The sequence below is a fragment of the Streptomyces sp. genome, assembly GCF_019510245.1.
Classification (GTDB): domain Bacteria; phylum Actinomycetota; class Actinomycetes; order Streptomycetales; family Streptomycetaceae; genus Streptomyces.
The window spans coordinates 103,556-130,151 of record NZ_JAEKKT010000125.1 but is presented as its reverse complement, the minus strand read 5'-3'; the positions used below and the strand labels follow the sequence as shown (position 1 = coordinate 130,151).

Below are 26,596 nucleotides of genomic sequence, written 5' to 3'. Positions count from 1 at the left end.
TCCCGGAGGTCACCGCGATCCCGATCTCGGCGCTCGTCGGCGACAACGTCGTGGAACCGTCCGCGCACATGGACTGGTACGGCGGCCCGACCGTCCTGGAGCACCTGGAGAGCGTCCCGGTCAGCCACGACCTGGCGCACTGCCACGCCCGGCTGCCCGTGCAGTACGTGATCCGCCCGCAGACCGCCGAGCACCCGGACTACCGGGGCTACGCCGGGCAGATCGCGGCCGGCACCTTCCACGTCGGCGAGGCGGTCACCGTCCTGCCGTCCGGCCGCACCACGACGATCTCCGGCATCGACCTGCTCGGCAAGCCGGTCGACACGGCCTGGACCACCCAGTCGGTGACCCTCCTGCTCACGGACGACATCGACGTCTCCCGCGGCGACCTGATCGTGCCGACGCAGGACGCCCCGGCGACCACCCAGGACGTCGAGGCGACCGTCTGCCACGTGGCCGACCAGCCGCTGACCGTCGGCCACCGGGTGCTGCTCAAGCACGGCACCCGCACGGTCAAGGCGGTCGTCAAGGACATCCCGTCCCGGCTCACGCTCGACGACCTGTCCCTGCACCCGCACCCGGGACAGCTCGTCGCCAACGACATCGGCCGGGTGAAGATCCGTACCGCCGAGCCGCTGCCGGTCGACTCCTACGCCGACTCGCGCCGCACCGGCTCGTTCATCCTGATCGACCCCGCCGACGGCACCACGCTCACCGCGGGCATGGTCGGCGAGTCGTTCGCCTCCCCCGAGCCGGTCAAGGACGAGTCCGAAGACGACGGCTGGGACTTCTGACATGACGATGACCGACGTCTACTCGACGTTCGCGAAGGAGGGCGGCCGCGTCGGCAGCGGCGCCCTCGGGAGCGGGCAGGGCGGGGTGGCGCGATGTGCGCGATGACGTACGCGCACTGCCTGCGCGCCCTGGCCCCCCACCCGACGTCCCGGATGCGACGAAGACCTGCCGACCTCCCGGCCACGACCTGAGAGACCGTGACCGCCGGGCCAACGAGAGGAAAGCCTCCCGTGCCTGCCAACCGCTCCACGCTCCTTCGCCGCGGCATAGCCGCGCTCGCCGCACTCCCCCTGCTCACGCTCGCCGCCTGCGGGTACGGGTCGGACTCCGACAAGAGCGACACGACCAAGGTCGCCGCCGGGGCCAAGAAGATCGACGGTCTCGACACCGTCAAGATCGGCTACTTCGGCAACCTGACCCACGCGACCGCACTGGTCGGCAACCAGAAGGGCTTCTTCCAGAAGGAGCTCGGCGCCACCAAGGCCAAGTACGCGATCTTCAACGCGGGCCCCTCCGAGATCGAGGCGCTCAACTCCGGCTCCATCGACATCGGCTGGATCGGCCCCTCCCCGGCGATCAACGGCTACACCAAGTCCAACGGCACCGACCTGAGGATCATCGGCGGTTCGGCGTCCGGCGGCGTGAAGCTGGTCGTCAACCCGAAGAAGATCAAGACGCTGGCGGACGTCAAGGGCAAGAAGATCGCGACCCCGCAGCTGGGCAACACGCAGGACGTGGCGTTCCTCAACTGGATCGCCGACCAGGGGTGGAAGGTCGACGCGCAGAGCGGCAAGGGTGACGTCACGGTCGTCCGCACCGACAACAAGATCACCCCGGACGCCTACAAGGCGGGCTCCATCGACGGCGCCTGGGTGCCGGAGCCGACCGCGTCCAAGCTGGTCGCCGAGGGCGGCAAGGTGCTGCTCGACGAGTCCACGCTGTGGCCCGACAAGAAGTTCGTGATCACGAACATCATCGTGTCGCAGAAGTTCCTCAAGGAGCACCCGAAGGTCGTCGAGGCGGTCCTCAAGGGCTCGGTCGAGACCAACAAGTGGATCAACGCCAACCCGGACGCGGCCAAGACCTCGGCCAACAAGCAGCTGGCGATCGACTCCGGCAAGGCGCTGCCCGACGACGTCCTGAACTCGGCCTGGTCGTCCGTCAAGTTCACCGACGACCCGCTGGCCTCCACCCTCAACACCGAGGCCCAGCACGCCGTCAAGGCCGGTCTGCTCACCGACCCGCTGCTCAAGAACATCTACGACCTGACGATCCTCAACAAGGTGCTGAAGGCCGACGGCCAGAGCCCGGTCGACGCGGCCGGTCTCGGCAGCAGCTGACGCCGGTCCCGACGAGATCCCAGGAGGTGACGACCATGGCCACGACCACGACACTCGCCAAGGCCGACGAGTCGGTCGAGTACGCGGCACGCCTTGAGCATGTCTCGAAGTCCTTCGCGACTCCGGGCGGGCAGCAGCTCGTCCTGGACGACATCACCCTCGATGTCGCGCCGGGCGAGTTCGTCACCCTCCTGGGAGCCTCGGGCTGTGGCAAGTCCACGCTGCTGAACCTGGTGGCGGGGCTGGACCGGCCCACCGCGGGCTCCATCGCGACGGACGGGCGGCCCGCCCTGATGTTCCAGGAGCACGCCCTCTTCCCGTGGCTGACCGCGGGCAAGAACATCGAACTCGCCCTGAAGCTCAGGGGGGTCGCCAAGAACGACCGCCGGGACAAGGCCGAGCAGCTGCTCGAACTGGTCCGGCTGAAGGGCGCGTACGGCAAGCGCGTCCACGAGCTGTCCGGCGGTATGCGCCAGCGGGCGGCCCTGGCCCGCGCGCTCGCCCAGGAGAGCAGACTCCTGCTGATGGACGAGCCGTTCTCGGCCCTGGACGCCATCACCCGGGACGTGCTCCACGACGAGCTGACCCGGATCTGGGAGGAGACCGGGCTCTCCGTCCTGTTCGTCACGCACAACGTGCGCGAGGCGGTACGGCTCGCCCAGCGGGTGGTCCTGCTGTCGTCCCGGCCGGGCCGGATCGCCCGCGAGTGGGAGGTCGGCATCCCGCAGCCGCGCCGCATCGAGGACGCGCCGGTGGCCGAACTGTCCCTTCAGATCACCGATGTACTGCGTGGGGAGATCCGCCGTCATGGCCAGCACTGACACGACAGCCTCCCAGGACTCCGGGAGCGTGGAGGCGGGTCTGGACGCGCTGGAGACCACGGCCACCGGCCGGCCGTCCCTGCGCCAGACCTTCACCGCCAAGATCCTGCCCCCGATCATCGCGCTCGCCGTGGTCCTCGTGGTCTGGACGCTGCTCGTCCCGGTCGTCGACGACCCGTCCAAGCTGCCCTCGCCGACGGCGGTCGGCGACGCGTTCAAGGACGCCTGGCTCAAGGGGGACCTGCTCGGCTACATCTGGACCAGCGTCAGCCGCGGCCTGCTCGGCTTCCTCTTCGCTCTCGTCATCGGCACCCCGTTGGGGCTGCTGGTGGCGCGGGTGAAGTTCGTGCGCGCGGCGATCGGCCCGATCCTGTCCGGCCTCCAGTCGCTGCCGTCGGTGGCGTGGGTGCCGCCGGCCGTGATCTGGCTGGGCCTGAACAACTCGATGATGTACGCCGTGATCCTGCTCGGCGCGGTCCCGTCCATCGCCAACGGCCTGGTGTCCGGCGTCGACCAGGTGCCGCCGCTGTTCCTGCGGGCCGGACGCACCATGGGTGCCACGGGCGTCAAGGGCATCTGGCACGTCGTGCTGCCGGCCGCCATGCCCGGCTACGTGGCCGGTCTCAAGCAGGGCTGGGCGTTCTCCTGGCGCTCGCTGATGGCGGCGGAGATCATCGCGAGCTTCCCGGACCTCGGCGTGGGCCTCGGCCAGCTCCTGGAGAACGCGCGCACCGCCAGCGACATGGCGATGGTGTTCGAGGCCATCATCCTGATCCTGTTCGTCGGCATCGCGATCGACCTGCTGATCTTCAGTCCGCTGGAGCGGTGGGTGCTGCGCAGCCGCGGCCTGCTGGTGAAGAGCTGAGGTCCATGCGTACGAAGCCCGTTCTCCTCGTCATCGCCCACGGCAGCCGCGATCCGCGGCACGCAGCGACCGTCCACGCCCTGGTGCGCCGGGTACGGTCACTGCGGCCCGGCCTGCGCGTGGAGACGGGCTTCCTGGACTTCAACATCCCGTCCGTGCACGGCGTGCTGGAGTCCCTGGCGGCGGAGGGCGTCCGCGACGTCGTGGCCCTGCCGTTGCTGCTGACCCGCGCCTTCCACGCGAAGGCGGACATCCCGGCGGTACTGCGGGACGCGCCGCCCCGGCTGCGGATCCGGCAGGCGGAGGTGCTGGGCCCGTCGCCACTGCTCCTGACGGCCCTGGAGCGGCGGCTGCACGAGGCGGGGCTGACCGCCGCCGACAAGTCCTCGACCGGGGTCGTGCTGGCCTCGGCGGGGTCCTCCGACCCGGAGGCGATCGCGGTGATCGCACGTATCGCGCGGGAGTGGCGGGAGACCGGCTGGTGCGCCGTGCGGCCCGCGTTCGCCTCGGCGTCCCTGCCCCGCACCGAGGACGCGGTACGCGAACTCCGGGAGCTGGGCTGCGCCCGGGTCGCGGTGGCCCCGTACGTCCTCGCCCCCGGTTTCCTGCCCGACCGGATCGCCCGGGGCGCGGCGGAGGCGGACGTGCTGGCCGAGGTGCTCGGCCCGGCGCCGGAGGTGGCGCGGGTGCTGCTGGAGCGGTACGACGCGGCGCGCACCCCGGCCCTGGCGGCCATGGGAGCCTGAACGGGTGTGTCCGCGGTCCGGCGCTCCCCTGTGGCGTCGGACCGCGAACGGCCGGCCCACGGCAGGGCTCTCGCGAGGCTTCCTGCCGTGACCGGCTCTTACCTTCAGCGTCTGACGCGGCGAAGGTGTCACACCGGGGGTTTTACCGGTTCGGTTGCCCAACGGCTCGCCCTTGTTGGGCAGTTGACCGGGTGGTCGCGGTGACCGTCGCCGCGGGCCCTACGCCGGCCGCGGTCACCGCGGCGACGGTCACGGTGTAGGCCGTGCCGGGCTCCAGTCCTCCGATCACCCGGAACATGCCCTTGGCCGAAGGCTGGGTGACCAGTACGTCCCGTCCGGTGACGTCGATCGGGGTACGGCCGTCGGAGACGGTCACCCGGTAGCCGGTCACCCTGGCGTCGCCGGTGTCGGTCGGCGGGGTCCAGGCGAGGGTGGCCGCGGTGGCCGCCGTGCGGAGCCTGGGAGCGGTCGGGGCGGCGGACAGCGTGGTCGCGGCGGTCGGGGCCAGCGGTGCCGAGGCAAGCGAGGGGGCGCTCTCGCCGTGCGCGTTGCCGGCGGTGACCGTCACGGTGACGGGGCCTGCGGAGACACCGAGGCGGACCAGGGCGGTCCGTTCGAACTCGGCTGCGGAGACGCTCTGTTCGCCGACCTGGCGGCCCGTCGCGTCGTAGGCCCGGGCCGTGTAGCCGGTCACCGGTGAACCGTTGTCCACGAAGGCCGGGTTGAAGGTGACCCACAGCGCGTCGGCACCGGCCGTGGCGGTCCCGACCCGGGAGGGCGCCTCGGGGACGGAGGGGGCGCCGATCCGGCGGTCGAGGAGGTCCCGGTAGGCGGGCTCGAGTCCGGCGTTCTCGACCACGTCCGACGGAACGTCGGAGAGGCCCGTCATGATCGTGTTGCCGGTCGTGACCAGTCCCTTGTTGTCCCCGTCGGCCGTGCCCTCCTCCCACCAGTTGTCCTTGACCAGGGTCGGGTCGTTGTTGCCGAGGGCGTCGCGGTAGTCGGTGTGCCGGGAGGCCACGTTGGCGTAGGAGGCGTTGTAGAGGACGTTGCCCTCGACGGTCTCGTAGGTGCAGCCGTTGTCGGTGTAGACGCTCTTGCCCAGGCCCCACTGGCCGTGGACGACGTTCCCGGTGACCTTCTCGCCGTCCGTCATGGAGGTGCCGGTGAGGCCCTGGGTGTAGACGCCACCGCCGTCGTCGAGCATCTGCATGTAGTCGAAGATCAGGTTGTTCCGTACGGCGTTGTCGTGGCTGGGGTTCGGGGTGGCCGGGTCGCCGATCTTGTCGGGCCAGCCGCCCCAGCCCATGGAGACGGCCGAGTAGCCGACGTGGTCGATCTGGTTGTGGGCGATGGTGTCGTGCTCGGTGTAGCCGTTCAGGATCGCGACCCCGCCGTGGTACTCGCGGGGCAGCCCGTAGAGGTGGTTGTCGGTCACCTGGACGCCGGAGGCCGGGGTCTGCCCGTCCACTCCTCCGATCTCCACGCCGTTCCCCGAGATGTCGGTGAACACGCTCCCGTTCACGGTGGAGTCCGTCGATCCCGCCCCCAGCTCCAGCCCGGACGCGCCGAGATGGGCGAAGACGTCGTCGGCGAACTCGATGCGCCGCCCGTACGCGAACGTCACGTTGCCCGTCATCTTCGTCCAGGAGGCGAACGGGCAGGTACCGCCCGCCACGTACTGGCACAGTCCCTGGGTGGCCCAGCCCTCCTCCCCGGTGATGGTGTAGCCGGCCTGGATCTCGGAGAAGCCCTCGGGCGTGGACGGGGTCAGCCAGGTGGCGTACCCGAACTCGATGCCGCGGAAGGCGATGTCGTGCACGGGCGCGTCCGCCGTGCCCCTCCCCTCGACGAGTTCCTCGGCCGCGGCGGCCTCGACGTCGGCACCGGCCAGGTGTTCGCCCCTGCGCGGCAGGTAGTAGACCCGGTGCGCGCTCCGGTCGAGGTACCACTCGCCGGGCTGGTCGAGCAGTTCGTAGGCGTTCTCGACGTACGACGGCTTCCCGCCGTTGGTAAGTCTGCCCGGGCCGACCATGCTGACCGTGCGGCCGGGGATGTCGGGGAACTCGACCCGCTTGTTGGAGTTGTCCCAGCAGGGCTGCGTCATGGTGATCGTGGTGCCCTCGGCGGCGGCGACACGGCAGCGCGGCTCGGTCCACTGACCCAGTCCGTTGCGCTCCACGTTCCAGAGGGCCTCGCCGCTCGTGTACACGAACTCGGCGTCGGCGGGGTGCTTCCAGTGGGCGATCGTGTCGGAGGAGGCGGTGTAGCCGGTGCCGGTCTGGGTGAGCGTCACCGGAACGGCTCCGCGGGCCCGCTGCGCCCGCACCCCGTCGACGTACAACTGCCGTGTGTCGCGCAGCCCTCGGGGCGCCGGCGCGGACCACAGCCCGGCGCGGCCCGGCACCCGCTGCCAGCCGGTCACCCGGCGTCCGCCGCTGACCAGGGTGCCGTCGCCGGCGCCCTGCCAGATGACCTTGTGGCCGTTGCCGCCGGAGTCCCGGGCGTCGAGGACGAGGGGCCCGGTGCGGCGGTAGGTGCCCGGGGCCAGGTGGACGGTCAGGTCGGCGCGCAGGTGGGCGACCCTGGCCCGGACCAGGTCGCGGGCGCGGTCGAGGGTGCGGACGGGGTGGCGGGCGGTGCCGTCGGCGTGGTCGTCGCCGGTGGGTGAGACGTAGACGTCGGAGGAGGCCGTGGCCCCGACCGCCGGGGCCGGGGTGGCGAGGCCCGGGGTTCCGAGGGCGAGAACGGCGGCGGCGAGGGTGACGAGGGCGGCTCTGCGGTGCGTGGGCATGTACCCCTCCCGTGGGATCAGCCTGTACCCAACGCCGGGAAAGGTAGGAGCATTTGGATGCCCGAGTCAATGAAGAAGACGGGATTGCGCTCAGCGATCCGAACAATTCCCTTGATTCATCGGATCGGTTTGCCTCTTGACCTTGCCCCTGGGACAGAGCCGAGGGTCCGGCCATGGACAACTACCTCAAGCAGACGCCCTACAGCGATCCCGGGAGCCTTGACCTGCGGGGGCTCCCGGACGACCCGGGCCGGCTCGCCGGGATCGTCAGGGATGCGGTCGTCCACCGGGGCGAGGGCGGGCGGTTCGGCTACGACATCCCCGAACAGCGGCTGCGGGACGACGCCGAGTCCCGGTACGTCACCGAAATGCTGCGCGTTCTCCGGGAGCGCTCGGACCGGCCGCTGACCGAACCACGGACGCCCGAGGAGCGGTTCGTCGGCACCTGCCGGGACTTCGCGCTGCTGCACTGCTCGCTGCTGCGGGCGACGGGGACACCGGCCCGGCTGCGCTGCGGCTTCGCCACGTACTTCGGCGAGGACGGCTTCCACGACGACCACTGGGTCGTCGAGTACCTGGCGGAGGACGGCGCCGTCAGGCTCGCCGACCCGCAGGTCCACCACGGGTACGACATGACGTTCGATCCGCTGGACGTGCCGCGTGACCGCTTCCTCGTGGCCCCGCAGGCATGGCGGATGTGCCGGGACGGGTCCGCCGATCCGCGGACGTTCGGGGTGCGGGGCCTCGGGAGTGCGGGACTGTCGTACACGGGCCTGTGGTTCGTGCGCGCCGATGTGCGCCGCGATCTGGCCGCCCTGGGCGGCGTCGAGGTACTGCCCTGGGACGAGTGGGGGCCCGAGCTTGCCGACGACGCGTCCCTCACCGAGGCCGAGCTAGCCCTGGTCGACACCGTCGCCACGACCGCCGACGAGGGCGCGTTGCGGCGGCTGTTCGAGGATCCCCGGCTGGCCGTACCGGAGGAGATCACCTCGTACACCACCTATGACGGAATCCGGAAGGTCAGGCTGTCAGCTCCACCAGCTTGACGACCGTGTTCCAGTTCCGGGTCGTGGCGATCAGCCCCTTGTTCATCCGGGGCCGGGACAGCACCTCCGCCAGCCTGGAGCGGCCGAGGCCGTCCGGGGCGTACAGGTACAGCACACGGTCGCCCAGGCGGAACTCCTCCGGGAGGTGGACGGCCGGGTCGATGTCCGCGTAGCGCTCGGGGGTGACCGGCTCGGAGAGGTAGGTGACGTGCAGCTGCCTGGCCTCCAGTTCGGCGGCCGGGAACGGGCAGGCCTCGGCGATCGCCTTCAGGTAGGCGTGGTCGCGGACGAGCACGTCGACGCAGAAGCCGAACCGCTCCTCGATCGCCCCGGCCAGTTCCGCGGCCAGGGACTCCGCGTCCCCGTGGCCGGAGGCGAAGACGGCCTGCCCGCTCTGCAGATAGGTCTGGACGGAGTCGTACCCGAGCCCGGACATCAGTCCGCGCAGGTCGGCCATCGCAAGCTTCTTCTTGCCGCCCACGTTGATCCCGCGCAGCAGCGCCGCATACGTCGTCATTCGAACACCTTAGAACGGCCGTCGTGCCTCGTGGGGGCCGGCACGACGGCCGTGCCGGGCAGGCCGGGCTGCCCGAAACTCTGGCCGATCGGACCGGTCCGGATCAACTCCTACACGCACCTGTGACTTGTTCAACAAGGTTTCGTAATCACAAAGAGGATCCACGGCGTCGGAAGGGACGTCCCTGATCATCACCCCCGAGATGGGTGGATAGATGTAAGGGCCCGACATCCTCCCGGGCGACGAGGGACGGCCGCAGGAGTTCACCGGGCAGCACGAGGAGTCGGTCTTGTCCGGCCCATACCTTCGAATCGAACGAAGGAAGTCGTGAAGAAGAACGTGGCGGCCGGGGCCGTCACCGCACACGAGGGGGGCATACCCGTCATGGATCCGGTCATGGGGAACGGAACGCGGGTGCGGGGGCTGGCGGCCCGGGCCGGGGGCTGGAGCGCCCGGCACCGCTGGGCCGCATTGGGCATATGGGTGCTGTTCGTCGTCCTGGCGATGGGGCTCGGCTCGGCGGCCGGCCGGGTCGACGTCGACGAGAGCGACCAGCTCAAGGGCGAGACCCACACCGCGGCGAAGATCATCGACGACGCGGGCATCAGGGAACCGGCGAGCGAGACCGTCCTGATCCAGTCCAAGGAACCGTCGGTCAAGGCCACGGACGCCGCCTTCAAGGCCGCCGTCACGGACGTCGTGAAGGCCGTCGACGGCACCGGCAAGGTCACGGACGTCACCTCGCCGTACGTCACCGGGACGATCTCGAAGGACGGCCGCAGCGCGCTGGTCCAGTTCGACATGCGCGGCGACTCCGAGACCGCGGGCGACCGGGTGGAGCCGGTGCTCGACGCGGTGGCCGGGGTGCAGAAGGCGCACGGCACGCTACGGATCGAGGAGATCGGCGGCGCCAGCATGAACAAGCAGTACGACGACGCCTTCGGCAAGGACTTCCAGCGGGCCGAGTACTCCGCCGTGCCGGTGGCCTTCGGCATCCTGCTGATCGCGTTCGGCGCGCTGGTGGCGGCCCTGCTGCCGGTGGGCCTGGCGATCACCGCGATCATGGCGACGATGGGCCTGATGGGCCTGGTCAGCCACCTGCAGCCGATGAGCGACACCGCCAACTCCGTGATGCTGCTGGTCGGCATGGCGGTCGGCGTCGACTACTGCCTGTTCTACCTGCGCCGGGAGCGCGAGGAGCGGGAGGCCGGCCGGGACGCGGGCGCGGCGCTCCGGATCGCGGCCGCCACCAGCGGCCGGGCGATCATCGTCTCCGGTGTCACGGTGTGCGTGGCGATGGCGGGCATGCTGTTCACCGGGCTCGCCGAGTTCGAGGCGATGGGCCTGGCCTCCCTGATGGTCGTCGCGGTCGCCATGGTCGGCTCCGTGACCGTGCTGCCCGCGCTGCTCTCCCTGCTGGGCCACCGGGTGGAGAAGGGTCGTATACCGTTCCTGCGCCGCCGCAAGCGGGCCCACGGGCCGTCCGAGAGCCGCTTCTGGACGGCCGTGCTGCGGGGCGTCCTCGCCAGGCCACTGGTCTCCGTGCTCGTCGCGGTGGGCGCGCTGCTCGCGGTCGCCGCTCCCGCCCTCGGCATGAAGACCTCGCAGCTCACCCTGGACCAGGAGTTCGGGAACTCGCTGCCGATCGTGCAGACCTACGACCGCGTCAACCAGGCCTTCCCGGGCGGCTCGGAGCCCGCCGAGGTGGTCGTCAGGGCGAAGGACATCAACTCCCCCGAGGTCAGGCAGGCGCTGACCGACTTCAAGGAGCGGGCGATCAGCTCGGGCGCCTCGCGCGGCCCCGTCGACATCAAGCTGCACGACGCCCAGAACGTGGCCCTGATCACCGTGCCGCTGGTCGGCGGCTCCGACCTGGACAAGGCCGGCAAGAGCCTGCAGAAGCTGCGCGACGAGGTACGGCCGGCCACCCTCGGCAAGGTCGCCGGCGTGCAGGCGCCGATCACCGGAAACGTCGCGGGCAACCAGGACTTCAACGACCAGCTGCTCGGCTCGGTCGTCCCGGTCTTCGCCTTCGTGGTCGTCTTCGCCTTCCTCCTCATGCTGCTCTCGTTCCGCTCGCTGACGGTCGCGGTCACCTCGATCCTGCTCAACCTGCTCTCGGTGGGCGCCGCCTACGGCATCCTCGTCGCCGTCTTCCAGCACGGCTGGGGCGCCTCGCTGGTGGGCGCGGAGGGCGTCGGCGCGATCGTCACCTGGCTGCCGCTGTTCCTCTTCGTGATCCTGTTCGGCCTGTCCATGGACTACCACGTGTTCGTGGTCTCCCGGATCCGCGAGGCCCGGCTGCGCGGCCGGTCCACCAGGGAGGCGATCCAGCACGGGGTGGTCACCACGGCCGGGGTCGTCACCAGCGCCGCCGTCATCATGGTCGCCGTTTTCGCCATCTTCGGCACGCTGTCCATGCAGTCCATGAAGCAGATGGGCGTGGGCCTGGCGGCCGCGGTCCTCATCGACGCGACGGTGATCCGGGGCGTGCTGCTCCCGGCGGTGATGGCCCTGCTCGGCGAGCGCAACTGGTACCTGCCCAGCTGGCTGCGGTGGCTGCCGGACCTGACCCACGACGAGTCGCCGGAGGCCGGGGCGCCGGTGACGCGGGGCGAGCAGGAGCGGCTGCCGGTCTGAGCCGCGCGGCGGCACGCGCAGCAACGCCGTCAGGCACAGGGTCCGTGGGTCTCCGGGGGAGCCGACGGGCCCTGTCCCCTGTGGACCTCACCGCTGGTAGCGGGCCAGCACCAGGTTGCCGTCCCGCTCCAGGCGGTGGCGGAGTTCACCGAGGCCGATGGCGCCGCTGTAGTACTCCTGGAGGGCCGGTGTGGCCACCTTGTCCTTCCACTCGGGGTAGCCGCGGACCGTCTGGGCGGGGGCCGGGCTGAGGTGCTCGGCCAGGGCGGTGCCGGTGGCCCAGCCGTACTTCGCGGTGTGCAGGGCGCGGTACGCCAGGGCCCGGGTGCAGGTGGGCAGCATCCAGTCGCCGAGGGCGAGCCGGACCATGTTCGCCGGCCGCAGCAGGAAGTCGATGAACTCGGCCGCCTCCTTCTTGTGCGGGCAGTCCGCGGCGACGGACAGGGTCTGCGGGCTGACACCCTGGGCGAGTCCGTCGGCGCCGGCCGGGGCGGGCAGCACCTCCCAGTCGAAGCCCCTGGGTGCCTGCTGGACGATCTGCTGGCGGTAGGAGAAGCCGAGCGGGACCATCGCGTACTTGCCTGCGAAGAAGCCCGGCAGGGTGTCCGAACCGCCGCTGCCCAGGGTGGAGCCGGGCGCGCTGCGGTCGACGTCGACCTGGTCGTGGATGGTGCGCGGCACGACCTGGTCGGCGGCGCCGAACCGCACGGTCACCTTGCCGTCGGTCCCCCGCCGGAAGAGCCGGCCGCCCTCCGACAGCGACAGGTTGAGCGTGGCGGAGACGGGTTCCTTGAGCGGCCAGGCGACGCCGTACCTGCCGTCGCCGCTGAGCCGCTCGGTGATCCGCCGGAACTCGGCCCAGGTCCAGGGGTGCCCGGGTGTGGGTATGCGCACCCCGGCCTTCCTGAGCCAGGTCGCGTTGGCGATCAGCACGCGCGGCTCCTGGAGGAAGGGCACGCCGTAGATGCCGTTGCCGAAGGTCGCCGCCTGCCAACTGCGCTGCGGTATGCCGGACCTGAGCCGGGCGGACAGCAGGCCGGTCAGGTCGGCGAGGTAGCCGCCGTAGGCGAAGTCGGCGAGGTCGTCGGAGGCGTCGTGGATGATGTCCGGGGCCTCACCGCCCTCGAAGGAGGTGAGCAGCTGGTCGTGCACGCTGTCCCAGCTGCCCTGGACATACTCGACCTTGACGTCCCGATGCGTGGCGTTCCACTCCTTCACCAGCTCCTTGTTGGCGGCGACCGACTCGTTCTGCCAGGCCAGGGACTGGAACCGCAGCGTGATCGGGCCGCCGGTGCGGGGTGAGGAGGTGCAGCCCGCGAGGAGCAGGAGCAGTACGGCGACTGCCGTGGTGAGCCTGGTGCGCATCAGCTCTTCACCGCCCCCGCGAGCATTCCGCCCGTGATCCGCCGCTGGACGAGCGCGAAGACGACCAGCGAGGGCAGGGTGGCGAGGAAGGCGGCCGCCGCCAGCGGGCCCAGGTCGGCGACGCCCTCCGCGCCGATGAAGCGGGTGAGGACGACCGGCAGCGTCTGTTTCTCCGGTGTCTTCAGCAGCACCAGCGCGAAGAAGAACTCGTTCCACGCGGTGACGAAGGCGAACAGTCCGGTCGCCACGATCCCGGGCATCAGCAGGGGCGCCGTCACCGACACCAGCGTCCGCAGCCGCCCGGCCCCGTCGACGGCCGCCGCCTCCTCCAGTTCGACGGGCACCGCGCGGACGTATCCGACGAGCATCCAGAGCGCGAACGGCAGCGCCCACACCACGTACACCATCACCAGCCCGGCCAGGGAGTCGATCAGCCGCAGGTTCTTCAGCACCAGGAACAGCGGGATGATCACGAGGACGAAGGGGAACGCCTGGCTGACCACCACCCATCCGGTGGCCGCCCGGGACAGCGCAGTACGGCGTCGGGCCATGACGTACGCCGTCGGGGTGGCGAGGAGGACGGCGATCAGCGCGGCGCCGAGCGCGGCGAGCAGGGAGTTGAGACCGGCGCGGAGCAGCGGCTGTTCGTCGAAGGCCTGGCGGAAGTTGGCGAGGGTGGGGTGCCGGGGGATCCAGGTGGGGTGCAGACTGCCGAGCTCCTGCGGGGACTTGAAGGCGGTGGAGAGCAGCCACAGCAGCGGGAAGGCCAGGAAGACGAGGTAGGCCAGCAGGGCCGCGTACTGGCCGGCTCGGGCCGCGGTCCGGGTCCTCACGCGTCCTCGCCTCCCCGCAGCCGACCCGTCAGGAAGACGGCCAGGAGCACCGCGATCACCGCGACCATCACACAGCCCATCGCCGCCGCGTACCCGAACTGGCCGTAGCGGAAGGCCTCTTCGTAGGCGAAGAGCATCGGCAGCCGGGTCTTGCCGCCGGGCCCGCCGCTGGTCAGGACGTAGACCAGGGCGAAGGAGTTGAAGTTCCAGATCAGGTTGAGTGCGGTGACGGCCAGGGCGACGGGTCTCAGGGCGGGCCAGGTGACCGCGCGGAAACGGCGCCAGGCGCCGGCGCCGTCCACGGCCGCCGCCTCGTGCAGTTCGTGCGGGGTGTTCTGGAGTCCGGCCAGCAGGGCGACGGTGGTCTGCGGCATCCCGGCCCACACGCCGACGACGATCACGGCGGGCAGGGCGGTGGCGAGGCCGCTCAGCCAGTCCCGGCCGGCACCGAGGCCGAGGTCGTGCAGGGTCTCGTTGAGGACGCCGGCGTCCGGGTTGTAGACGAGCCGCCAGATGATGCCGACGACGACCTCGGGCATCGCCCACGGGACGATGGCGAGGGCGCGGGCCAGCCAGCGCAGCCGTAACTCCTGGTCGAGGAGGAGGGCGAGGCCGAGGGCGAGCAGGAACTGGGGCACGGTCACGCCGACGGCCCAGACCAGGCCGATCCGGAACGACTCCCAGAAGAGCGTGTCGTGCACGAGGTCCCGGAAGTTGAGACCGCCGATCCACCGCGTCGCCGCGGTCCGGCCCGACTGGGCGTCGGTGAAGGCCAGCAGGATCCCGTAGAGCAGCGGGCCGACGCTCAGTACGAGGATCGGGATCAGGGCGGGCAGGACCAGGAACCAGGCGCCGCGGTCGGTGACACGTGCGGCGGCCGGCCGCCTCGTACTCGCCGCGTCGGTCACCACTGCCACGTCGTCCCCCTTTGCGCGGCCCGGTCGGGCCTGGACATGGTCGTGAAGGCGGGTTGTCTCGTCAAGGCATCGCGCACACCGTCCGACCTCCGTGGATGCGAGACTGACCGGCGGATGGCGAGAAGACGACGCCGTGTGCACCCGCACAGCCACGGGTGCGCGGGCTTCGCGCACGGACACGGAGGCGGACCATGGACGAGGCAAGGGCGCGGGACGTACTGGCGGCGGCGGGTGTGCTGCCCGGTGCGGCGGCCGGCGCCCCGCTGCTCGCGCTCGGCGAGAACGCGGTGTTCGCCGCGGGGGACCTGGTGGTGAAGGTCGGCCGGGACGCCGAACTCCTCGGCCGGGCCCGCCGGGAGCTGGAGATCGCCGGATGGCTGGCGGCGGCGGACGTGCCGGCCGTACGGGCCGCCGAGCCGAACGCGCTGCTCGTCGAGGGCCACCCGGTGACGGTGTGGCACCGGCTGCCGGATCCGGTGCGGCCGGCCGAGCCGCGGGATCTGGCCGAACTGCTGCGGATCGTGCACGCACTGCCCTCTCCTGCCTTCGCGTTGCCGCCCCGCGAGCTGCTGGGCGGGGTGGAGCGCTGGCTGCGGCTGGCCGGCGACGCGATCGCCCCCGCCGACGCGGCGTATCTGCGCGAGCGCCGGGACGGCTTCGCGTCGGCCGCGCTCGCGCTGACGCCGCGTCTGCCGCCGGGGCCGATCCACGGGGACGCGCTGCCCCGCAATGTGCACGTCGGCCCGGACGGCCCGGTCCTGGTCGACCTGGAGACCTTCTCCTCGGACCTGCGCGAGCACGACCTGGTGGTGATGGCACTGTCCCGGGACCGTTACGGGCTGCCCGCCGAGGCGTACGACTCGTTCACCGAGGCCTACGGATGGGACGTACGGGAGTGGGAGGGGTGCGGCGTACTGCGCGGCGCCCGGGAGACGGCCAGCTGCGCATGGGTCGCCCAGCACGCCCCGAGCAACCCCAAGGCCCTGGCCGAGTTCGAACGCCGGGTGGCGTCACTACGGGAGGGCGACGAGTCGGTGCGGTGGTACCCCTTCTGAGGAGCGGCCGCTGAGGAGCGCCCCGACGGGGCGCTGGGGGAGGAACTGCGCGACCAGTCCCCACCGGCCTGCGGCAAACGAACCACCTGACCGGCCCAGCACTCAGACGGCGTCGACAAGCTCCCGCAACGGCCACGCCCCGTCCACCACCGCGTCGGCCTCTCCCTTGCGCCGCAAGAACTGCTGGAAGTCCGCCGCCCACTCCGCGTACCACTCCACCTGGCGCCGGTGCAGCTCCGCCGGACCCAGCGCCGCGATCTTCGGGTGGCGCTCGGCTATCGCACCGGCCAGGCGCGCCGCGGCGAGGGCGTCGGCCGAGGCGTTGTGGGCCGCGGCGAGGGTGATGCCGTACTCGGCGCAGACCGCCTCCAGGTTCCGCTTGCCGCGGCGGTAGCGGTCGACCCAGCGGTCGATGGTGTACGGATCGACGACCGGCGCCGGGTCGAGGCCGCCGAGGCGGTCGGAGAGCGACGGGAGTCCGTGCCGGCGCAGCTCCGCGGAGAGCAGGGTGAGGTCGAAGGTCGCGTTGTAGGCGACGACCGGGACGCCGGTCTTCCAGTAGCCGGTGAGGACGTCGGCGAGGGCGTCGGCGACCTGGTCGGCGGGGCTGCCCTCCGCCGCCGCCCGTTCGTTGCTGATGCCGTGCACCGCCACCGCGTCGGCCGGGATCTCCACGCCCGGATCCGCCAGCCACTCGCGGCGGCCCAGTTCCTGCCCGGCCCTGACCTCGATCACGGCCCCCGTGACGATCCGTGCCTCGCGCGGATCCGTACCCGTCGTCTCCAGGTCGAAGCCGATCAGGAGCTCCTGGTGCCAGCCCATGGGCGGCCCCCCTTCTTGGTGGTGCTTTCCCCCAGTGGTCTCCACCCTCGCATGCACCACTGACAATCAGACGACCGCGTTCCGCTTGTCGGCCCGTCCGGTGCGTGCACGCGCGTCAGGACACCGGGCGCGAATCCGCCCAAGCCGTCTCGAACTCCTCGCGGTACGTCGGGAAGAGTCCTGTTTCCACGACGTCGTCCGACTTGACCACCTTGCCGCTGTTGCGGAGCACCAGCACCGGCGACTCCATCCCGCGCGCCCCGCGCAGGTAGGACTGGATGATCCCGACGCCGTCGGCACCGTCGCCGTCCACCAGGTACGCGGAGAAGCGGGGGGTGTCGTCGTACACCTGGATCTCGAAGGCGCCCGGGTCGCGCAGCCGGGAGCGGACCCGGCGCATGTGCAGGATGTTCATCTCGACCGAGCGGGCCAGTTCGCCCCGTTTCATCCCGAGTTCGCGTTCGCGGCGCTTGACCGCGCTGGAGGCGGGGTTGAGGAAGAGGAGGCGGACCCGGCAGCCGGTCTCGGCGAGGCGGACCAGGCGGCGGCCGGAGAAGTTCTGCACGAGCAGGTTGAGGCCGATGCCGATGGCGTCCAGGCGGCGGGCGCCGCCGAACAGGTCCTCGGCCGGGAACTGGCGCATGAGGCGGACCCGGTCGGGGTGGACGGCGACGACGTCCGCGTAGCGGTCGCCGACGAGGTCCTCCACCGCGTCCACCGGCAGCCGGCGCGCGGACGGCACGTCGCCGCCCGCGCCGAGCATCTCCAGGAGCCGGGCGGAGGCGCGTTCGGCCTGGTCCAGGACGGCGCCGGACAGCGCCCGGTTGCGGGAGACGACGTTGCGGGTCACCTCCAGCTCGTCCAGGGCGAGTTCGACGTCCCGGCGCTCGTCGAAGTACGGCTCGAAGCAGGGCCAGTGCTGCACCATCAGCTCGCGCAGCTGGGGCAGGGTGAGGAAGCTGAGCACGTTGTCGTCGGCGGGGTCGAGCAGGTAGCCCTTGCGGCGGCTGACCTCGCGGACCGCGACGGCCCGCTGGACCCACTCCTGGCCGGCCGGACCGGCCGCGGCGACCACCCACTCGTCGCCGTGGACGGGTTCGTAGATGGGCCGCAGCACGGCGGCCACGACGGCGCGCATCCGCTGTTCGACGAGGTTCAGCCAGATGTAGGCCCGGCCGGCCCGCTGGGCGCGCGTACGCACCTCCAGCCAGGCGTCGGCGTCCCACTCCAGCTCCGGCCCGATGGAACCCGTGGCGTCCATCAGCCGGGCCAGGGACACCGCGCCGGGCGGGACGTCTGTGGAGTTCCCCTCGTGACCCTCGTCACCAGGGGGCAGCTCCAGGCCTCCCGAGCCCACCCGTGCACCGCCTTCCGCTCCCCCGAGCTCTCCCTGTGCCAACGATCAAGGAAGGGTACTCCGGGAGTGGTCGGCGGTGCAGCCGGATGGACAGGTCGTTTCTCAACTACCGTTTCCGGGCTGCCCGTTCTGATCAGCGAGCGCGGCCGGCGTGAGCGGGTTCATAGCGGTGACGTCCCGCGGGGCGATGGAGAAGCCCTGCCAGTGGACCGGCATCGGCTGCTGGTCCTCGTCGCGCGCGATGTGGTGGAAGCCGACGTTCACCCAGACCACGGGGTTGGTGAGGGTCTGCCCGTTGACGAACTTGTCGACCGTCTTGGGGTGACCGGTCGCGCAGCCCGGGTTGTTGCTGGCGAACTGCTCGCACTTGTCGTACTGGGTGAAGTAGACGTCGTGCGAGGAGAACGCGTGGCCCGGGTACTTGTTGCTGGCGCCCTGGACGATCTCGTACGACCGTGCGTGCCCGTCCTTGTTCTTGCCGGCCGTGCTGACCACCCGCCACCAGCGCATGTTCTTGGCGTCACCGGCGAGTTCCTTGGTGACGTCGGTGCGGGTGGTCTTGTTGGTGGGCGCTTCCTGGCCGTGCGTGGGTGCGCTGACCGCCGAGTCGTACTGCTCGATACGGCTCTTGGAGGAGCCGTCGAGGTCGAAGTCCAGCTTCCAGAACACGTTGTGGCTGTGGCTGGTGGCATAGGCGTGGGCGCCCTTGCCGATCGGCCAGCCACGGCCGTCCCCGGCGTCGTAGTCACCGGGCGAGAGGCTGCCGGTGGCGCCGACGTTCATGTTGATCGTGCCGTCGTCCTGGAACCGCCACTCGGTCATGTACTCGTACCAGCCGACCTTGTTGACGGTGTAGATCAGCAGGTCCTTGCCCTGTTGCTGGTACACCCGGTTGCCGGTGTCGGCCTGCATCCGGTACGCGTGGCCGCGCGAACGTGTGGTCGTGCACAGGCCGTTGACGTCGGGGTGGGCCGGGTCCCAGGCCTCGGGGACCTTGACGGTCTTGATGGTGCCGCCGGGGCACTCGGCCGAGGCGAGCGGCACCAGGCCCTGGGCGAAGCCGAAGCCGGTCAGGTCGTCGTACTCGACGCTGCCGTCGTCGTAGGGGACGTCGATCTGGGCGAGGCGGGCGCTGGAGAGCACCTTGATGGGGGCGGCCTCGCCCTTGGGCTGGTAGGAGATGTGCTCCAGGACCAGCCCGGCCTTGCTGTCGTAGCGCCAGCACATCCGCCAGGTGGTGCCGGTGGAGAGCTTCTGCTCGATGCGGTAGGCCGCGGAGCAGTCGGCGGCGGCCGCGGCGGCCCGCTTCGGCTGGGCGACGGCGGGTCCGGCCGCGGTGGTGGCGCCGGCGGCCAGCGCGACCGCGGACAGGCCCACGGCGGCCGTCCTGCGGGCATGGCGGACTCTGGGCGCGCGCGTGCTCGCGCGCAGGTTCACGTGCATGACGAAGTGACTCCTGGTACGGGAGATGCAGGGTGGAAAGGTGAACGGCGGAGCCGGCTCAGCGTCCGAGCTTCACGACCTTGCGCGCGCTCAGGTCGACGATGAGCGACCTGGCGTCGATCCACGGCCCGTTCTTGACCTTCGGGAAGAGCCGCACACAGCGGTGTTCGCCGCACGCGTCGAGCGCGGCCGGCTGGGCCCCCGGAGTGGCGCGGTAGACCGCGCTGTTGAGCAGCAGCTGCTGTTCCGGGTCGGTCAGCGCGGTGCCGGTGGCGTCCTTGTAGTCCGCCTTCAGGCCGGCGCCCAGCGGGTCGGCGACGAGCAGCTTGAGCGCCTCGACGTTCTCGTCGTGGCTGAGCGGCGGCTGGACGCCGGTACGGCTGGTGGTCTGCTCGACCTTGCCGGTGTCGAGGTTGACGGTCCGGGTGACCAGGGTGTCGTCCCGGTAGTCGTAGAACGTCACGTCCGCGCGGCGGGGCGCGTTCGAGCTGTCCAGTTCGTTCGCGTCCGGCTCGGCGAGATCGACGCTGAGCCGCTCCGGGCCGCGCCGGCCCTCGACGTTCTCCCCGGCGCTGAACATCTGCTTGGTCAGCGCGAGTTGTTCGACACGCCTGGTCTCGTCGTCGGTCAGCGGGTCGCTGCCGGTGCCGTTCTTCCCCTCGGCCGGCGCCTGTTCCACCACGCCCGGCTTGACCGCGTCCTGTCCCTGGCCGGCCTGCTGCGCGGTGACCGCGCCGTTCCCGTCGCTCCCTCCCGACTCGTTCGCCCCTGCCGTGCCCGGCAGGGTGATCCCGACCATCACGGCGGTCCCCGCCACCGCCAGTCCCGCACCGGCCACCACCTTGCCCAGATGGCGGTGCACTATCTTGCGCACATCTTCCCCCTACTCCCCTTTGGTCACAGGAAGTACGTGATTGCCCCACTGGTTCGGCACACTTCGCCACATGGGCCGCTGTGTGCACTGGTCGGCGGGTAAGAGGGCCGTAAGCCAGGAGGGGTTCCATTACTTTCGGGCAGACTCATGACCAAGGCGCCCTCGGGCGCGGGACACACCTGGAAGAGTCGACTTCATGCAGGTCTGGCCTGGAGAGGCATATCCGCTCGGCGCCACGTACGACGGCGCCGGGACCAACTTCGCGGTCTTCACGGAGGCCGCGGACCGAGTGGAGCTGTGTCTGCTGCACGACGACGGCTCCGAGACGGCGGTGGAACTGCGCGAGAGCGACGCCTTCGTGCGGCACGCCTACCTGCCCGGCGTGATGCCGGGGCAACGGTACGGCTTCAGGGTGCACGGCCCGTACGATCCCGCGCGCGGGCTGCGCTGCAACTCGGCGAAGCTGCTGCTCGACCCGTACGCGAAGGCGGTCAGCGGGTCGGTGCGCTGGGGCGAGGAGGTGTACGGCTACCACTTCGGCGACCCCGACAAGCGCAACGACCTGGACTCGGCACCGCACACCATGACGTCGGTGGTGATCAACCCGTACTTCGACTGGGGCGACGACCGGCGGCCGCGCACCGAATACCACCACACCGTGATCTACGAGGCCCACGTGAAGGGCCTGACCATGCGCCACCCTGGCCTGCCGGAGGAGCTGCGCGGCACCTACGCGGGCCTGGCCCACCCGGCCGTCATCGACCACCTGACGGCGCTGGGCGTCACCGCCCTGGAGCTGATGCCGGTCCACCAGTTCGTGAACGACCACCGGCTGGTCGACATGGACCTGAACAACTACTGGGGCTACAACACCATCGGCTTCTTCGCGCCGCACAACGCGTACGCGTCCTGGGGCGACCGCGGCCAGCAGGTCCTGGAGTTCAAGTCGGCGGTCCGCGCGCTGCACGAGGCCGGCATCGAGGTGATCCTCGACGTGGTCTACAACCACACCGCCGAGGGCAACCACCTGGGCCCGACGCTCTCCTTCCGCGGCCTGGACAACCCGTCCTACTACCGTCTGACGGACGACCCGCGGTACTACATGGACACCACCGGCACCGGCAACTCGCTGCTGATGCGGTCCCCGCACGTCCTCCAGATGATCATGGACTCGCTGCGGTACTGGGTGACCGAGATGCACGTCGACGGCTTCCGCTTCGACCTCGCGGCGACCCTGGCCCGGCAGTTCCACGAGGTGGACCGGCTGTCGTCCTTCTTCGACCTGGTGCAGCAGGACCCGGTCGTCTCGCAGGTGAAGCTGATCGCCGAGCCCTGGGACGTCGGCGAGGGCGGCTACCAGGTGGGCAACTTCCCGCCGCTGTGGACCGAGTGGAACGGCAAGTACCGCGACACCGTGCGCGACCTGTGGCGGGGCGAGCCGCGCGCGCTCGCGGAGTTCGCGTCCCGGCTGACCGGCTCCTCCGACCTGTACCAGGACGACGGCCGCCGGCCGCTGGCCTCCATCAACTTCGTCACCTGCCACGACGGCTTCACCCTGCACGACCTGGTGTCGTACAACGACAAGCACAACCAGGCCAACGGAGAGGACAACCGGGACGGCGAGAGCCACAACCGGTCGTGGAACTGCGGGGTCGAGGGCCACACCGACGACCCCGCGATCCTCGAACTGCGCGAGCGTCAGATGCGGAACTTCATCGCCACGCTGATGCTGTCCCAGGGCGTGCCGATGCTCGGCCACGGCGACGAGTTCGCGCGCACCCAGCAGGGCAACAACAACGCGTACTGCCAGGACAACGAGCTGTCCTGGGTGGACTGGCCGGCTCCCGAGGACGGCAGCGAACTGCTGGCCTTCACGCGCGCGATGGCGCGGCTGCGCAAGGATCACCCGGTCTTCCGGCGCCGCCGCTTCTTCCACGGCCGCCCGGTCGAGGGCACCCACGACGAGCTCTCCGACATCGCGTGGTTCACCCCCGAGGGGCATGAGATGACCCAGCAGGACTGGGACTCGGCCCAGGCCTCGGCCCTCACGGTGTTCCTCAACGGGAACGCGATCTCGGAACCGGACACGCGGGGGCAGCGGATCGCCGACGACTCGTTCCTGCTGATGTTCAACGCGTCGCCGGGGCCCTTGGAGTTCTCGGTGCCGATCAACCACGGTCGGCAGTGGGAGGTGGTGGTCGACACCGCGCAGGTGGAGCCGGTGCCACCCGGACTGAAGGTGGACGGGGGCGAACGCCTGACGTTGGTGGGCCGGAGCCTGACTGTGCTGAAGAGGCCGGCATAAGGCGCGCCCCTTGGGGGCGCTGGGGGTCCCCCCCCGGCCGAAGGCTGGGGGGGACTGCGCGACAAGCCCCCACCGGCCCGCACCGTGACACAAAACCCAACCAGACGGGTACATAGGTCCGCATGACAGCCGAGCGAACCACCCCCACCGTCCCGACCTCCACCTACCGACTCCAGCTCCAGCCCGCCTTCCCCTTCTCGGCGGCGTCCTCTGCCGTGCCGTACCTGGCCTCGCTCGGCGTCTCCCACCTCCACCTCTCCCCCGTCCTGGAGGCCGTCCCGGGCTCCACGCACGGCTACGACGTCGTCGACCACGCGCGCGTACGCGAGGAACTCGGCGGCGAGGAGGCGCTCCGCGCCCTGTCGCGCACCGCGCGGGAACACGGTCTCGGCCTCGTCGTGGACATCGTGCCGAACCACATGGCGATGTCCCCCCGGCACAACCACGCGCTGTGGGAGGTGCTCCGGGAGGGCCCGAAGTCGCCGTACGCGCGCTGGTTCGACATCGACTGGGAGGCGCAGGGCGGCCAGCTGTTGGTGCCGGTGCTGGGCGGGCCGGTCGGCGAGGTGCTCGGGGAGCTCGTGGTCGACGGTGACGTGCTGCGCTATCACGAGCACGCCTTCCCGCTCCGCGACGGCACCGCGGACCTGCCGCTGCCGGAGCTGCTGGACGCCCAGTGGTACCGCCCGGTGTGGTGGCGGCTGGCCCGTACCGAGCTGAACTACCGGCGGTTCTTCAGCATCTCGGAGCTGATCGGGGTGCGGGTGGAGGACCCGGAGGTGTTCGAGGCCACCCATGCCAAGATCCTCCAGCTGCTGCGCGAGGGCGTGGTGGACGGGCTGCGCGTCGACCATCCCGACGGCCTCGCCGACCCCGACGGCTACCTGGCGCGGCTGCACGAGGCGACCGGCGGCCGCTGGACCGTGGTGGAGAAGATCCTGGCCGACGGCGAACACCTGCCGGCCGGCTGGCCCGTCGCGGGCACCACCGGGTACGACGCCCTGCGGCACGTGGACGGCCTGTTCACGGATCCCGCGGGCGCCGGTGAACTGCTGGGCCGGTACCGGAGGTTCGCCGCCCCGCAGACGGACCGGGGCGGCGACTGGGCGGCCACGGCGCGGCGGGCGGCGTACAAGGTGCTCACGCACGAGCTGGCGGCCGAGACGGACCGGCTGACGCGGGCGGCCACGCGCGTGTGCGCGACGTCGCCGGATCCCGCGCTGCGCGACCGGGCGCCCTGGGCGCTGCGCACCGCGCTGCAGGAACTGCTGGTGCGGATGCCGGTGTACCGGCCCTACTCGTCCGGCGACGTGGCCGCCGTGGTCACCGCGGAGGCCGCCGAGGAGGCCCGGCGGGCCTTCGTGGTGCCCGCGGAGGGCGGGGCGGTGGACGTGGTGCGCGGGCTGCTCCTGGCGGGGGACGGGCCGGCGGTCGCGGAGTTCCGGGCGCGGTTCGCGCAGACCGCGTCGGCACTGCGGGCCAAGTCCGTCGAGGACACGGCGTTCTACCGCTACGTGCCGCTGCTGTCGGCGACCGAGGTGGGTGGGAACCCGGGCAGCCCGGGCGTCTCCCCCGACGTCTTCCACGCGTACTGCGCGCGCGTGCAGCGCGACTGGCCGCTCACCGGGACGGTGGTGACGACGCACGACACCAAGCGCAGCGCCGACGTGCGGGCCGCGCTGGCGGTGCTCACGGAGTGCCCGGAGCGCTGGGCGGACCTGCTGGCCGAGGTGACCCGGGACGGGGAGGGGGTGCCGGACGCGCAGCTGGCCTGGGCGGCCTGGCAGACGGTGTTCGGGCTCGGCCCGGCGGCTCCGGAGCGGGTCCGGGGGGCGCTGGTCAAGCACGTGCGGGAGGCGGGCCTGTACACGAGCTGGACGGAGCAGGAGCCGCCGTACGAGGAGGCGGTGGTCTCGTTCGTCGCGGCGGGGCCGTGCGGGGCGCCGGGAGAGCGCGTGGCGGCGTTCCGGGCCGCGCTGGAGCCGCACGTCCGGGCGAACGTGCTGGGCACGGCCCTGGTCCAGCTGACGATGCCGGGGGTGCCGGACGTCTACCAGGGCACCGAGGGCGAGTACCGGGCGCTGGTGGACCCGGACAACCGGCGGCCGGTCTCCTTCCCGCCGGAACACCCGGGCGAGAAGGACGCGGTGACGGCGGCGGCGCTGCGGCTGCGGGCCAGGCGACCGGACGTCTTCGGCGACACGGCGACGTATGCACCGCTGACCGCCGAGGGGCCGGCCGCGGCGCACTGTCTGGCGTTCGCGCGCTCCGGGGAGGTGGTCACCGCGGTGACCCGGCTGTCACTGCGGCTGGCCGCCGCGGGCGGCTGGCGGGACACGGTCCTGGCGTTGCCGCCGGGACGGTGGGCCGACGCGCTGGCGCCGGGGCGGGAGTTCACGGGGCACGCGCGCGTGGGCGAGCTCTTCGAGGGGCTGCCGGTGGCGCTGCTGGAGCGGGTGGGGGACGAGGGCTGACGGAATCGGCACCAGAATTCACTCGTACGAGTGAATATGTGGCTGATCCGTCGGTTTGCTGAAACTCGCCGGGCGCCGGCGGCGTCGGTTATCGGCGCGCGGAGCCGTTCCGCGCCCCGTAGTGGCTTCGCACCCCCGTCCGCGTCAACAGCTCCACAGGCCGGCGGCCCATGCCTCCGGGCGCCCCCTGGAGCCTCCCCCGGGAGGTTCTTGACAGTTCACCTATGCCGTGCGGGACTGGGGAATGCGAAGCCGGGCGGACAAGTCGGGGGTGAGTCTCCTGCCGGAGCTGCGTTACCCCAGTGTTCCCGAACTCGTCGCCACCGCCCGGGCGCTGGCCGCTCACCGGCCCGGCCTGTGCACGTTGCGGCAGATCGGCGTGTCCCGCGCGGGCAGACCGCTGCACCTGCTGTCCGTGGGACACGCCCGGCGGGCGGTCCTGGTGGTCGCGGGTGCCCACGCCAACGAGCCGACCGGAGGCGGCACCCTCCAGGTACTGGCCGAACGAGTGCTGAACGAGCGGGAACTGCGGGCGGAGAACTCCTGGCACTTCCTGCTCTGCGCGGACCCGGACGGGGCGAGCCTGCACGTCACCCCGGCCCCGCGCAGCCTGTTCGACTACCACCTCGGCTTCTACCGGCCGGCGGGCCCCGAGCAGCCGGAGTGGTCGCCGTCGGTGCTGCCGCCGGACCGGCTGCCGCCCGAGACCCGGGCCCTGCTCGGGGTGATCGACGAGCTGCGCCCCTACCTCCAGGTGACCCTGCACGGCACCGACCTGGGCGGTAGCTGGGTGCAGTTGACGCGGGACGTGCCGGGGCTCGCCGAACCGTTCGCCAAGTCCGCCGCGGAGCTGCACATCCCGGTGGAGACAGGCGCCTCGGACGCCGCGGGCTGGCCGCACTCCGGGCCCGGGGTGCGGGTGATGCCCGGTCCGGAGACCGGGGTGGCGTACCCGAGCATGCCCGACGACGCGCGGCACAGCACCTGGTACCACGCGCACCGGTACGGCGGGCTCACGGCGGTGGTCGAGGTGCCGATGTGGGCGAGCGACCTGGTCGACGACCCGGCGCCGCACCCGGCGCCGGCGGCGGCGATGCGGCGGCTGGCCCTGCGGCTGCTGCGGGACTCGCGGGAGGTGGAGCGGGTGCTGGCCGAGGCGCTGCCCAGGCTGGACGGCCTGAGCGGCCTGGACGGACCGCTGCTGCGGGCCGCCCGGTGGGCGCTGGGGCTGATCCCCGGGCTGGCCGAGGACTGGATCCAGCGGCCGCCGGTCGACACCACGATGGCGTACGTCGGCAGTGTGGACGCCTTCGGGCGGCGGCTGCCGTTGCGGGCCGCGTCGATGCTGCTGCGGGTGCTGCGGGAGGCGGAGGACTGCGCGGCACCGCGGCTGGAGGAGCTGGTGGCCGCCTGGTGCGAGGCCTACGGCGAGCGTTTCGGGGCCCGCTGGGTGCCGTTGGAGCGCCAGGTGGAGCATCAGTCCCGGACGGTGCTGGCGGCCGCGCAGCACGCGCGTGAGCGGGCGGCGTGAGCGGGCGGCGTGAGGTCCGGCTCCGGAGCCCGGCGCCGGGGACCGCACGCCGCCCC

The 26,596-nt window shown here is 71.5% G+C and carries 19 protein-coding genes and 1 pseudogene; 11 read left to right on the top strand and 9 right to left on the bottom strand.

What is annotated here, in order from left to right; translation table 11 throughout:
• The 5 genes and pseudogenes from JF597_RS14065 to JF597_RS14045 form a co-directional block, all read left to right on the top strand.
• Nucleotides 1-794, top strand: a pseudogene (locus tag JF597_RS14065) (hypothetical protein); the annotation flags it as partial.
• 231 nt (nucleotides 795-1,025) lie between these two features.
• On the top strand, nucleotides 1,026-2,135 hold the full coding sequence (locus tag JF597_RS14060; RefSeq protein WP_293993705.1) for an aliphatic sulfonate ABC transporter substrate-binding protein: 1,110 nt from the start codon (nucleotides 1,026-1,028) through the stop codon (nucleotides 2,133-2,135).
• A 35-nt stretch (nucleotides 2,136-2,170) separates the two neighbouring features.
• Entirely contained in the window at nucleotides 2,171-2,956 is a 786-nt protein-coding gene (locus JF597_RS14055) for an ABC transporter ATP-binding protein (RefSeq protein WP_293993703.1), read from the top strand.
• The gene (locus JF597_RS14050) at nucleotides 2,943-3,821 is read left to right on the top strand and encodes an ABC transporter permease (protein ID WP_293993701.1); all 879 of its coding nucleotides are present in this window, start codon (nucleotides 2,943-2,945) and stop codon (nucleotides 3,819-3,821) included. Before JF597_RS14055 ends, JF597_RS14050 begins: the two co-directional genes overlap by 14 nt.
• A 5-nt stretch (nucleotides 3,822-3,826) precedes the next feature.
• Nucleotides 3,827-4,567, top strand: a complete 741-nt coding sequence (locus tag JF597_RS14045; protein WP_293993699.1) for a sirohydrochlorin chelatase — start codon at nucleotides 3,827-3,829, stop codon at nucleotides 4,565-4,567.
• 142 nt (nucleotides 4,568-4,709) lie between these two features.
• Here the strand turns inward: JF597_RS14045 and JF597_RS14040 are convergent, their stop codons facing one another.
• The gene (locus JF597_RS14040; RefSeq protein WP_293993698.1) at nucleotides 4,710-7,361 is read right to left on the bottom strand and encodes a right-handed parallel beta-helix repeat-containing protein; all 2,652 of its coding nucleotides are present in this window, start codon (nucleotides 7,359-7,361) and stop codon (nucleotides 4,710-4,712) included.
• 173 nt (nucleotides 7,362-7,534) lie between these two features.
• Between JF597_RS14040 and JF597_RS14035 the strand changes: the two genes are divergently transcribed.
• Entirely contained in the window at nucleotides 7,535-8,407 is an 873-nt protein-coding gene (locus JF597_RS14035) for a transglutaminase domain-containing protein (RefSeq protein ID WP_293993696.1), read from the top strand.
• Here the strand turns inward: JF597_RS14035 and JF597_RS14030 are convergent.
• Complete coding sequence (locus tag JF597_RS14030) at nucleotides 8,382-8,924, bottom strand: DUF1697 domain-containing protein (protein ID WP_293993694.1); 543 nt, start codon at nucleotides 8,922-8,924, stop codon at nucleotides 8,382-8,384. The two genes, JF597_RS14035 and JF597_RS14030, sit on opposite strands and share 26 nt — an antisense overlap.
• A gap of 396 nt (nucleotides 8,925-9,320) precedes the next feature.
• Between JF597_RS14030 and JF597_RS14025 the strand changes: the two genes are divergently transcribed.
• A complete protein-coding gene (locus tag JF597_RS14025) occupies nucleotides 9,321-11,564 on the top strand; it encodes an MMPL family transporter (RefSeq protein ID WP_293993720.1) in 2,244 nt (747 codons plus the stop codon).
• Nucleotides 11,565-11,651: 87 nt separating this feature from the next.
• On the opposite strand, the gene JF597_RS14020 is transcribed toward JF597_RS14025, so the two are convergent.
• Genes JF597_RS14020 through JF597_RS14010 form a run of 3 tightly spaced genes read right to left on the bottom strand, consistent with a single transcriptional unit; the run spans nucleotide 11,652 to nucleotide 14,670 of the window.
• Nucleotides 11,652-12,929, bottom strand: a complete 1,278-nt coding sequence (locus JF597_RS14020) for a sugar ABC transporter substrate-binding protein (RefSeq protein WP_293993693.1) — start codon at nucleotides 12,927-12,929, stop codon at nucleotides 11,652-11,654.
• Nucleotides 12,929-13,762 (bottom strand): carbohydrate ABC transporter permease, encoded by an 834-nt coding sequence (locus JF597_RS14015; protein ID WP_293993691.1) that lies wholly within the window; start codon nucleotides 13,760-13,762, stop codon nucleotides 12,929-12,931. Before JF597_RS14015 ends, JF597_RS14020 begins: the two co-directional genes overlap by 1 nt.
• On the bottom strand, nucleotides 13,759-14,670 hold the full coding sequence (locus JF597_RS14010) for a carbohydrate ABC transporter permease (protein WP_293993719.1): 912 nt from the start codon (nucleotides 14,668-14,670) through the stop codon (nucleotides 13,759-13,761). The genes JF597_RS14015 and JF597_RS14010 overlap by 4 nt, the downstream gene beginning before the upstream one ends.
• Before the next feature lie 200 nt (nucleotides 14,671-14,870).
• On the opposite strand from JF597_RS14010, the gene JF597_RS14005 reads away from it, so the two are divergent.
• Nucleotides 14,871-15,734, top strand: coding sequence for an aminoglycoside phosphotransferase family protein (locus JF597_RS14005; RefSeq protein ID WP_293993689.1), 864 nt, complete (start codon nucleotides 14,871-14,873; stop codon nucleotides 15,732-15,734).
• Nucleotides 15,735-15,836: 102 nt separating this feature from the next.
• Here the strand turns inward: JF597_RS14005 and JF597_RS14000 are convergent, their stop codons facing one another.
• From JF597_RS14000 to JF597_RS13985, 4 genes are all read right to left on the bottom strand, one after another.
• Complete coding sequence (locus JF597_RS14000; RefSeq protein WP_293993688.1) at nucleotides 15,837-16,556, bottom strand: 3'-5' exonuclease; 720 nt, start codon at nucleotides 16,554-16,556, stop codon at nucleotides 15,837-15,839.
• 115 nt (nucleotides 16,557-16,671) lie between these two features.
• Nucleotides 16,672-17,913: an SAV2148 family HEPN domain-containing protein gene (locus tag JF597_RS13995; protein ID WP_293993686.1), complete on the bottom strand. Its 1,242-nt coding sequence runs from the start codon at nucleotides 17,911-17,913 to the stop codon at nucleotides 16,672-16,674.
• 102 nt (nucleotides 17,914-18,015) lie between these two features.
• Nucleotides 18,016-19,356 carry a copper amine oxidase gene (locus JF597_RS13990; RefSeq protein ID WP_293993684.1) on the bottom strand — a complete coding sequence of 447 codons (1,341 nt, stop codon included), beginning with the start codon at nucleotides 19,354-19,356 and terminating at the stop codon, nucleotides 18,016-18,018.
• A 58-nt stretch (nucleotides 19,357-19,414) separates the two neighbouring features.
• A complete protein-coding gene (locus JF597_RS13985; protein WP_293993683.1) occupies nucleotides 19,415-20,230 on the bottom strand; it encodes a Tat pathway signal sequence domain protein in 816 nt (271 codons plus the stop codon).
• Between the two features lie 196 nt (nucleotides 20,231-20,426).
• On the opposite strand from JF597_RS13985, the gene glgX reads away from it, so the two are divergent.
• The 3 genes from glgX (at nucleotide 20,427) to JF597_RS13970 (ending at nucleotide 26,540) form a co-directional block, all read left to right on the top strand.
• Nucleotides 20,427-22,535, top strand: a complete 2,109-nt coding sequence (gene glgX, locus JF597_RS13980) for a glycogen debranching protein GlgX (RefSeq protein WP_293993681.1) — start codon at nucleotides 20,427-20,429, stop codon at nucleotides 22,533-22,535.
• 122 nt (nucleotides 22,536-22,657) lie between these two features.
• Complete coding sequence (gene treY, locus JF597_RS13975) at nucleotides 22,658-25,009, top strand: malto-oligosyltrehalose synthase (RefSeq protein ID WP_293993679.1); 2,352 nt, start codon at nucleotides 22,658-22,660, stop codon at nucleotides 25,007-25,009.
• 271 nt (nucleotides 25,010-25,280) lie between these two features.
• Entirely contained in the window at nucleotides 25,281-26,540 is a 1,260-nt protein-coding gene (locus JF597_RS13970) for a M14 family zinc carboxypeptidase (protein WP_293993717.1), read from the top strand.
• The last annotated feature ends 56 nt before the right edge of the window (nucleotides 26,541-26,596 follow it).